This window comes from Actinomadura kijaniata (genome assembly GCF_014138665.1).
Taxonomy (GTDB): Bacteria; Actinomycetota; Actinomycetes; order Streptosporangiales; family Streptosporangiaceae; genus Spirillospora; species Spirillospora kijaniata.
The window spans coordinates 61767-71124 of record NZ_JACJIA010000024.1 but is presented as its reverse complement, the minus strand read 5'-3'; the positions used below and the strand labels follow the sequence as shown (position 1 = coordinate 71124).

The following is a 9358-nucleotide window of genomic DNA, read 5'->3' as shown; positions in this document are numbered from 1 at the left end:
CCCGCCTAGGGCGGGGGGGGGGGGGGGGGGGCGGCGGTGAAACCCCCCCCCCCCCCCCCCCGGGCGCCCCCCGGGGGGGGGGGGGGGGGCCACCCCCCCGGGGGGGGGGGGGCCCCCCCGCCCCCCCCCCGCCCGGATCTTCTCCGCGACGTTCACGCCAGGTCACGCCGTCGTTCGCACCCGACCGCGACCAGCGCCACCAGCACCGTCCAGAGCGCGAACACCGCCCCGGCCTGCGCGACCGTGAGTGTCGTGTTGTGGGTCCCGCCCGTCATGACGCCCGCCGCGCCGAACGGCGAGAGGTTCGCCTCCCGCTCCCACGCTCCGCTGACCAGGGGCTGCACCACCAGGGCCAGGATCAGCAAGACCACCGCGCCGACGACCGGGTTGCGGATCAGCGCACCGAGCGCCGCTCCGAGCACCGTCGCCAGCACGAACGCCGAGACGTTGCCCGCCACGACCTCGGCCACCTGGCCGGACGTCAGGTCCGGGCCGGGCTGGTCGGCCAGCAGCGGCAGCGCCACGCCGACCGCGACGGCATTGATCAGCAGCGCCAGCGCGAGACCGGTCAGCGCGTACGCCGCGATCCGCACTGCCAGGACGGTTCCGCGCCCGCGCCGGGCCACCAGCGCCGTGGGCGCGGCGGTCCGGTGGCGGTACTCACCCGCCGCGCCGATCAGTCCCCACAGCAGTAGGAGGACCGGGAGCCCCGACAGCGCCTCCTTCTTCTCCGCCACCTCGTCGAGCGTTCCCGACGCCACGGCGACGAGCACCGCGTTCAGGGCGGCGAAGGCCATCCCCCCGGCCGCGAATCCCCACACGGCACGGGTCGTCAGCGACTTGAGCAGTTCCCCTCGAAGCAGGCCGATCATCGTTCCAACCCTCCGGTCAGCTCGAGGAACACGTCCTCCAGCGACTCCACCTCACTGATCGGTCCTTGGTGCACCAGCCTGCCACGGTCGATGACCACCACGTCGTCGACCGTCTGCGCGGCCTCCGCGAGCAGGTGGCTGGACAGCAGCACCGTGCCGCCCCTGGCCGCCCGATCCCGCAGCATCCTCCGGAGCCAGCGGATCCCCTGCGGGTCCAGCCCGTTGGCCGGCTCGTCCAGCACCAGGACCTCCGGGTCACCCAGCAGCGCGGCGGCGAGCCCGAGCCGCTGCCGCATTCCCAGCGAGAAAGCGCCGACCCGGCGGCCCGCCGCCCTCGTCAACTCGGCGACCTCCAAGACCTCCTCGACACGGTGGCGCGGCAGCCCCGCCGACAGCGTCAACGCCCGCAGATGCGCGCGGGCCGATCGGCCGGGGTGCGCGCCACACGGCTCGATGTGGACGCCGAGCCGGCGCGCGTCCGGCGCCACCGAGCCCGCCGGCGCTCCCAGGACCGACACCGTGCCCGCCGACGGCCGTGCCAGTCCCACGACCGCCTTCAGCGCCGTGGTCTTGCCCGCGCCGTTCGGGCCGAAAAAGCCCGTCACCGCGCCCGGCCTGACCGTGAACGTCAGATCGTCGACCACCGTGCGCCGGCCATACCGTTTCGTCAGCCCCTCGACCCTGATCGCCGGGGTGGCCTTCCGCTGTGATGTCATGGCGCCCAGCCTCGGGCGTCCGCAGCTCCCAGTCATCCGACCACGGTCGAAACCCGTTCTCCGACCACGGCATGACTTTCGTTGGGGGCGGTCTCCGTCAAGGCTTGCGGCCGATGCCGCCGACGGCCCAGGCCAAGGGTGACGACCGGGTCTTGAGCGGCGGGCTACTGGCCCTGCTGTGCGTCTGGCCGGGCCTCGGCCAGGGTTTTGTGGACGACGCCGACGGAGACTTTGACTCCGGCGGCGATGGCGCGGATGGATTCTCCACGCTCGCGGCGGGCCATGATCGCGGCGTCCTGGATCTGGCGGGGTTCCAGGAACCATGCCTTGGCGGCGATCAGGTCGGTGTCCTTACCGACGAACGCGCATCCCTTGGTCGGCAGGTCCTCGGCGCTGATGCCGCGGTTCCAGCCGTACATGTGGCCCAGGTCGGCGTCGTCCAGGCCGTGCAGGGCGATCCGCACGGCGCTCTGCTTGAGGATCTGCGGGGCGATCATGTCCGAGGTCGGTCGCAGGCTGGAGACGATGACGTTGACCGCCTCGTTGCCCGCGATCCGCTGGATCTCCTGCAGGTTGTCGCGGACCTGCCGGGTGAGCGGGTCGCGGTTGGTCGGCGACAGCACCTCGGCGGCCTCATCGATGGAGATGACGATCTCGGGTAGGTCGCGGCTGACCGGCAACAGCTTGGCGTTCGCCGCGACCTTCAGGTGCCGGTAGGAGGTCTTGCGGTCCCTGGCGATGGCCAGCGCCACGACGGTCATCAGCAGTGCCTCCTCAGGGGTGGCGGCGCACCAGTCCAGCGGCGGCCGGTCGATGCGCCCCTCCAGTCAGGCGTTCAGCCAGATCTGGGACATGCCGCCGCCGTTCATGTCGATGTGCCAGCTCAGCGCGTCGCGGCAACGGGCCACCTGCAGGGTGAGCACGTCCAACAGATTGGTCTTGCCGCCGCGTTTGCGGCCGGTGACCAGCGCCGAGTCCTCGCGCAGCGCGATCGCCACCAGGGAGGAGTCGCGCGCCTCGCCGATCGGACGCGGGTCCAGGCCCTCCGCTCCCGAACGTGTCCCCAGCCGCCAGGTAGCTGATCCACGGTCTTCGGGGGCTCGCCCGACGAGGGACGGTAATGAGCTGGGCCTGATCGGGTCCGCCGATCAGGCCCAGACGATCACACCGTGGCTGATAGTTACCGGAGAGGGCTCATTGGCAGGTTGGCGCCGTGTCCTCGATGGTCCGCTGGATGCCGTGCGGGATGAGGAAGTCGAGGAAGGTGGCTGGGGGGTAGGCCTGGGCGGGTGCGAGTACTCCCGGCTTGGCCGGGTCGGCGATGAGACGGCGGACGCTTTCGACGGCGATCACCGCGGTCGTGCCGTAGGTGTCGGGGCCCTGAACGATGCCGCGGGCGCGGCGGCCGTCGGTGCCGGTGGCGTCGAGCACGTAGGTGAAGTGCTGGGTGCGGCGGCTGTCCTCATCGGGTCCTTCGGGCAGGTTCTCGATGATCTGCGGTGTGAGTGGGGTGTTCAACTGGTCGCCCAGCGCCGCCTCGGTCAGGCCCTGGACATGCCGGACGCGGATGTGGCGGGGAATGGTCACCACCTCTGGCACGGGGAAGGCCATCACCGGGGTCGCCTCCGACTGTCCGGGCAGCGTGATCGCGGTGTGGCGGGCGGGCATGCCGGGGTGCCAGTCGCCGTCGTGGTAGGTCAGGCCTCCCGCCTTGATGGCGTCGATCGTTTCGACCACCGAGCGCAGCGAGCCGCGTGACATGCCGCCGCCGCCGAGGACCACGTGGGTGGTGATGATCTCTTCGACCGGGTCGAGGCGGTCGGCCAGGATGTGGGCCATGAGGTCCACCGGGACGCAGCCGTCGTTGGCGGCGGGTACGACGGTGACCCCGGCGTTCTCCGCCTCCGTGGCGAAGGTGTCGAAGATCTTCTTGACGTAGAGTTGCTCGCCCGAGGTATCGACGTAGTGACAGCCGACGGCGATCGCGGTGCGGACCACGGCCTCACCCGACGAGGTGAACGGTCCGGCGCAGTTGATGACGCCGTCGCAGCCGCGCAACGCGCTCACCAGCGCCTCATGGTTGCTGGTGTCGGCCACGCGTCGTTGCGCGTCGGGAAGGCCGACCGCCGCGGCGGCCTCCTGCAGGCGCGCGGAATTGCGTCCGGCCAGGACCGTCTCGATGCCGCGTCGTGCCAGTTCGGCGAGCACGAGCTTTCCCTGGTACCCACTCGCGCCATAAACGGCGATCTTCACGTCGTCTCCTCACGATGGTGGGCTGCGCGTTCGCTCAGCCCATCAGCACGGTAAGGCGCCGACACGAGATGTTTGAATGCGTGATCCGCTCAAGCGTTTGCGTCATCGTCTTTGCGTAGGCCGTGGTTGGTTACGCTTGCTGCGTGGATGTTTTGTCTGATGTGGTGAGTGCGGCGCGTACCGGTCGACCCCACTCGGGCCGGGTGGCCAGGTCCGCCCCCTTCGCCCAGCGGTTCCCGCCGGTGGCCTCCGCCGGGTTCCACATCGTTCTGCAGGGAACGTGCTGGCTTCTCCCGTCGCAGGGTGAGCCGGTCGCGCTCGGGCCGGGCGACGTGGCGTTCCTGCCGCGCGGATCCGCACACGGTCTGGCCGACGACCCGTCCACCCCGGTGAGCGAGCCGCCCGCAACGCTCACCGGAGTCCATGATGGCCGCGACGGCGACACCTCAGCCGACCGGCCGCCGACGGTGGTGATGCTCTGCGGCGCCTACCTTCTGGACGGCTCCGCACCGCATCCGCTGCTGAACGACCTGCCCGAGGTCATCCACCTACCGACGCGGGTAGGGCGCCACAGGGAACTCAGCGCTGCGGTCGAACTCCTCGGCGTGGAACTGGCCGGTAACGCCCGCCCAGGCTCCGACACCATCCTGCTCACCCTGCTGGATCTCCTCCTGCTCTACATCCTGCGCGCGTGGTTCGAACAACAGCGCACCTCCGGCCACTCCGCCACCGGCTGGGCGGCGGCCCTCCATGATCCCGCCGTCGCCGCCGCCCTGCGCGCCATCCACCAAGACCCCGGCCGGCAATGGACCGTCGAGGAGTTGGGCGCACAGGCACGCCTGTCCCGCGCCGCCTTCGCCCGGCGGTTCACCCATCTGGTCGGCCAACCACCGCTCACCTACCTGACATGGTGGCGGATGACCACCGCCGCCCGGCTCTTGCGCACCTCCGACGCCCCCGTCAACACGATCGCCCGACAGGTCGGCTACAGCTCGCAGTACACCTTCGCCCACGCCTTCAAACGCCAGTACGGATCACCGCCCGGCACTTACCGGAACCACGCCGGCCGGAGCACAACACCCGCGTAGCGATCTTGAAGCTTTGGCGGCCTGGGACACGTTGGTAACGGCACCCCGAGTCCTGCGCCCCACCTCGTCTCCGTGCAGCCGAACCCGCGCAGGGCAGCCTGTCGGGATTAGAAGGTTTCCCGACATCCTTTCGACGACACCCCGAAAATCGGACATCAGTGGACGAATGGCCGTCTCTGAGTGCCAGATTCGCGTTCTAATCGACGACATGGTTTGGCGACATCAGAGTGGGGGTCCGAACCCTTCTGGAGGAGAGCGCCGTGCCGCTGCCGAAGATCCCGCTCGACGACCCGCGCGTGCTGGCCCTGGCCAAGGCCCGCCAGCAGTTCGCCCACGACTGCTTCCACCTCCCGACATGGGAGGAGCTGACCGACGAGGACCGGGAGGCTGGGCTGCCCACTGCTCGCAACTACCTGGAGGCGGGGATCAATGCCGGGCTCTTCCCGGCCGTGGAGCTGATCGACAGCGGATGGCGCGCGAGCCTGACCAACATCAATAAGGAGATCGAGCGGCAGGCCACCGCCATGGCCACCGCGGCCGCCGACCTCCCGCTGCTGCTCTACCGGTTCCGCAGCGGCCCCAGCGGGGGGATGAGCGTCGGGACCGTCCTGGACAAGCTGGGCGAGACCGCCGAACATCTGGCCGCGTTCGCCCGCGAGTTCGGTGACCAGGGCTGGGTCGACATGGACCAGGAGGAGACCGCCGCCTGGAACAGGACTCGGGCTGACCTGGAGGCCGCCGCCACCGCCTTCCGCCGCACCACCGACCTCATCGGCTGACGGCCAAGGAGCACCGTGCAGATCGTGTACTCCCGGTCGTCGACCGCGACCCAGTCCCTGCTCCGGCAGCGGCACATCCTGACCGAGGCCGGGCTGCTGGTGCGGACCGAGGGCGTTGCCGAGGGGTTCCGGCCGGCCGAGGGCGTGCTGCTGTTCGAGGACCCGGCGATGACCTCGAAGATCCCTGCGCTGGAGCGGCCCGCGTTCGCCAAGGTGGCCACCGCTGCCAATCCAGGCGACACCGTGACGGTCTCGGAGCTGTTCCGCCTGTGCCGGGACCTGGTCGACATGCACCAGGTGCGGGCCTGGTGCCTGGCCCGCGGCGTCGCTCTGCGCGTCCTGTCCGGGCCCCTGTCGAACTTCGCCGACCTCGCAGCCAAGGACGCAACCACCGACCTGCTCATCAACGTCATTACCGCCGTCGGTCAGTTCCAGCGAGATCTACAGAACGAGTTGACCGACGAGGGGGTCGCGGCTGCCGAAGCCGAAGGCCGATACCGGGGCCGCCCGCCGGCCCTGACCGGCGACCAGCTCGCGGACGTCCGCGCCGCCTTCCGCGACGAGGGCGTCTCCATCGCCGCCCTGGCCCGCAGGCACGGAGTGAGCCGGGTGGCCGTGCGCACCGCGCTGAGCGGCCTGCTCCCCGACCAGAGTGTCCCGCCCGCTCGGTCGGGATGATGGAGCGGACACCGACGCGGTGACCTGGTCGAGTGGCCTGGCTCTGATGGTCAGGCGGTAAGGCCCAGGTCGAGGCGGCGCCCCATGTCGATGTCGATGGTGCCGTAGAGGTTGGCGTTGGACCAGAACAGCGGGGACAGGCCGCGTTTGTCGGCGTCGGTCATCTTCTGCTGCCAGGCGGGGTCCTTCAGGACGGACTGGACGAGCAGGGTGTTGATGAACACCAGGGCGGACTGGAGCAGGTGCAGGCAGAGCATGGACACCTCTTGGTGCTCCTTGTCGCTGCCGGGGATGGTGCCGGCGCTGCCGTAGAACAGGTCGGTGTTGGCCGAGTTCCAGTTCTCCACGACCTGAAGGCCCTCGTGGATCTCGCGGCGCAGGGCCTCGGAGGCGACGTACTCGGCAACGAACACGCTCTTGACCGCCTTGCCGAGTTCCTCGATGGCCTTGTAGGTGGGGTGCTTGGGGCCGCCGCGGGTGAAGCGGCGCAGCACCTGCTCGGCCTCGGCGGTGCCCAGCCGCAGGGCGGTGGCGTACTTGACCATCTGGTCGTACTGCTGGGCGATGATCTCCCAGTCGATCGGCTTGTCGGCCACCATGCCGGTCAGGCAGGACGGGACCTGGTCGTCCGGGTCGGCCTTCACCAGCTTCTGGTGGGCGATCCTCTTGATCCGTGGCAGCAGCTTGAACCCCAGCAGATGAGCGAAGGCGAACCCCGGCAGGGACTGGCCATGGCTGTCGGTGTACTGGCGGTCGATGCTGGCGTCGGTGCAGTGCCGCAGCACGCCCTCCATCATCGCGGCGACCTCGGAGGCGTTGCAGGACCGCAGCTGGGAGTAGACGCACACCGATTTGCGGTCCACGTGCCAGTAGATCATGACGCCAGGGCCGCCGTACCGGGCGTGGTACTCGGTCATCAGGTTCGACGACCAGGACCCGAACTTCTTGGAATCGGACGCGCACGCGGTGCCGTTGCCCCACCACAGCGGATCCCGCATCTTCAAGGTGGCGTTGACCAGGGTCGAGATCGCGTTGCGCAGGTTGTCGCGGTTGACGAACAGGTGCCTGGTGGCGCGCAGCGCGGCCTCACTCTCACCGTGGCGGCCGCCATCGGCGACCCGCTTGACCCCCACGTTGGTGCCCAGCGCGTACAGGACCAGCAGCAGCCGCTTGCGGATCACCTCGCGCGGGGTAGCCTCGCGGGTCGCAACCGTCGTGAACGCGTCGGTGAAGTCGGTGACGAAGTCCGACTCCTTCAGGAAGTCCATCAGGTCGATGATCCCCCAGCGGGCCGCGACCTCGGTGTGCAGCGCCCGCAGGTTCTCCGGCACCACCTGCTTGCCCAGGTCGGGGATGTGCCAGCGCGGCTCGCCACGATGCGTCTTGACCCTGGTGCCACCGGAGGCGTTCTTGCGGACCGCCTCACCGCACGCGGCCATCGCTGCGCGCATCGCCTCCTTCAACGTCTCGATGAACACCCCGGCGTCCAGAGGCTGACGCAGGGTCTCGTAGTGGACGTCCCGGTTCTCCTCGAAGTCGGTCGGCAGATCCTCCTCGGGGTTGCGCCAGCGCCGGGCGTCGGCGACGTAGATCTCGCGGCGGCGCAGCGCGTCCTTCAGCGACACGATCGCGCACAGCTCGTAGGAGGCCCGCTCGATGATGCCGTCGGCGTCGACGACCGCCTCCAGCCAGCCGTCCGGGACCACGCCCTTGATCGGGATGTTCTCCGAGACGTCGTAGTGGCGGGTGGTGTTAGGGATGTCGGCGTAGCGCTGAAGCAGGTCCAGGGCGTCCATCACCGGCCGGTAGGCGGTGTTGTTGCACTTGAACTCGATCGCGGCCAGCAGCTTGGGCAGCATCCGCCGGTAGTAGCTGGTGTACGAGCTGGTCAGCACCGTCCGGACCCGGTCCTTGTATGCCTTGGCGTCGGCCTTCGCCTCGGCCACCAGCGCCCGCAGCGTGCCCTCCCCGCCCGGCACCGCCGGGAACACCACCTGGCGGACCGTGCCCTCCGGCTTCATCATGACGCCTCGGCAATCGAGAACAGCTTCTCGGTCTTGCGGTGCACCTTCCTGGCCTCGGCCTCGATCGCCTTCTCGACCTTCCGCACCGCCCGCGTGTTGATCTTCGACACCAAGCCGATGAACAGATCGACCAGCGCATCGGTGATCTCCGTTGTCCGCGACCAGGCCAGGGTGGCCACCAGCGCCAACCGGACCGGCGGCTGGTTCGCCGCTAGGTCCGAGGAATGCGAGGCCATCGCCCGCGCCCGCCAGGAGGCCACCAGCCGATCCGAATACCCACCGAAAAGGTCCGTCGCAAGCCCGATCGCCTTGGCCCGGCGGAGCTTGACGATCTCCTCCAGCAGCGTCTCCAGCCCCAGCCGTCCCGGGTCGGACTTCAACTCCAGCAGGAACCCGTCCTCGCCCGTGGCCAGCTCCCACAACGACCGCGCCGAGTCCGCCGACAACCCGTTCAGCACATGCAGGCAGAACTCCCGCTCGAACCGCGCCCGGCCCGCTCCCGCGATCCGGTCCACCCGCCCCGGCGGCTCGATCTTCAGACTCCGGCAGCGCGCCAGCAGCGCCGACCGCAGCCCCTCGTCGGTGAACACCATCGGGCACATCTTGTCCGCCACCCACTCGGCCAGCACGTCCTCATCGGCCCGGGTCGACTCCCGAAACCCCAACGCCTGCCGCACCTGCGCCCGATGCCGCTCGATCGACCGCCCCGACCAGTCGTACTCGGCCAGCAACCCCGGATCGGCCTTGACGTGCCCCGCCACATAGTCGACAGCGGCCTTGGGCAGCTCACCCGAATGCCGCGGGAACCTGCCCTCCAACTCGAAGAACTTCAGCAACAGATCAAAGCCCAGACGCGTCGCCCCCGTCTTCTTCCCCACCAACTCCCAGTCGCCGTCCAGCAGCGTCCACGCCGCGATCAGCTCCTCCGGCTCCCACTCCCGCCGCATC

10 protein-coding genes are annotated in these 9358 nt (G+C 69.7%); 3 read left to right on the top strand and 7 right to left on the bottom strand.

The features are described from left to right. Positions 1-152: 152 nt before the first annotated feature. The 5 genes from HNR61_RS45230 to HNR61_RS45210 all read right to left on the bottom strand — a co-directional run bounded on the left by HNR61_RS45230 (position 153) and on the right by HNR61_RS45210 (position 3841). Positions 153-872 (bottom strand): ABC transporter permease, encoded by a 720-nt coding sequence (locus HNR61_RS45230; RefSeq protein WP_182849322.1) that lies wholly within the window; start codon positions 870-872, stop codon positions 153-155. Continuing rightward, complete coding sequence (locus tag HNR61_RS45225) at positions 869-1588, bottom strand: ABC transporter ATP-binding protein (RefSeq protein ID WP_182849321.1); 720 nt, start codon at positions 1586-1588, stop codon at positions 869-871. Before HNR61_RS45225 ends, HNR61_RS45230 begins: the two co-directional genes overlap by 4 nt. Positions 1589-1752: 164 nt before the next feature. Next, positions 1753-2349 (bottom strand): hypothetical protein, encoded by a 597-nt coding sequence (locus tag HNR61_RS45220; protein ID WP_182849320.1) that lies wholly within the window; start codon positions 2347-2349, stop codon positions 1753-1755. A 66-nt stretch (positions 2350-2415) separates the two neighbouring features. Beyond that, the gene (locus tag HNR61_RS45215; RefSeq protein WP_182849319.1) at positions 2416-2586 is read right to left on the bottom strand and encodes a hypothetical protein; all 171 of its coding nucleotides are present in this window, start codon (positions 2584-2586) and stop codon (positions 2416-2418) included. 196 nt (positions 2587-2782) lie between these two features. Next, positions 2783-3841, bottom strand: coding sequence for a saccharopine dehydrogenase family protein (locus tag HNR61_RS45210; RefSeq protein ID WP_182849318.1), 1059 nt, complete (start codon positions 3839-3841; stop codon positions 2783-2785). Positions 3842-3984: 143 nt separating this feature from the next. On the opposite strand from HNR61_RS45210, the gene HNR61_RS45205 reads away from it, so the two are divergent. The 3 genes from HNR61_RS45205 (at position 3985) to HNR61_RS45195 (ending at position 6386) form a co-directional block, all read left to right on the top strand. After that, on the top strand, positions 3985-4929 hold the full coding sequence (locus tag HNR61_RS45205; protein WP_182849317.1) for an AraC family transcriptional regulator: 945 nt from the start codon (positions 3985-3987) through the stop codon (positions 4927-4929). 260 nt (positions 4930-5189) lie between these two features. Beyond that, positions 5190-5708 (top strand): hypothetical protein, encoded by a 519-nt coding sequence (locus HNR61_RS45200; RefSeq protein WP_182849316.1) that lies wholly within the window; start codon positions 5190-5192, stop codon positions 5706-5708. A gap of 15 nt (positions 5709-5723) precedes the next feature. Then, positions 5724-6386 carry a recombinase family protein gene (locus HNR61_RS45195; RefSeq protein ID WP_182849315.1) on the top strand — a complete coding sequence of 221 codons (663 nt, stop codon included), beginning with the start codon at positions 5724-5726 and terminating at the stop codon, positions 6384-6386. Positions 6387-6436: 50 nt separating this feature from the next. Here the strand turns inward: HNR61_RS45195 and HNR61_RS45190 are convergent, their stop codons facing one another. Both HNR61_RS45190 and HNR61_RS48935 read right to left on the bottom strand, forming a co-directional pair. Continuing rightward, the gene (locus tag HNR61_RS45190) at positions 6437-8410 is read right to left on the bottom strand and encodes a Tn3 family transposase (protein ID WP_246445108.1); all 1974 of its coding nucleotides are present in this window, start codon (positions 8408-8410) and stop codon (positions 6437-6439) included. Then, a complete protein-coding gene (locus HNR61_RS48935; protein ID WP_246445105.1) occupies positions 8407-9357 on the bottom strand; it encodes a DUF4158 domain-containing protein in 951 nt (316 codons plus the stop codon). The genes HNR61_RS45190 and HNR61_RS48935 overlap by 4 nt, the downstream gene beginning before the upstream one ends. Between the last annotated feature and the right edge of the window lies 1 nt (position 9358).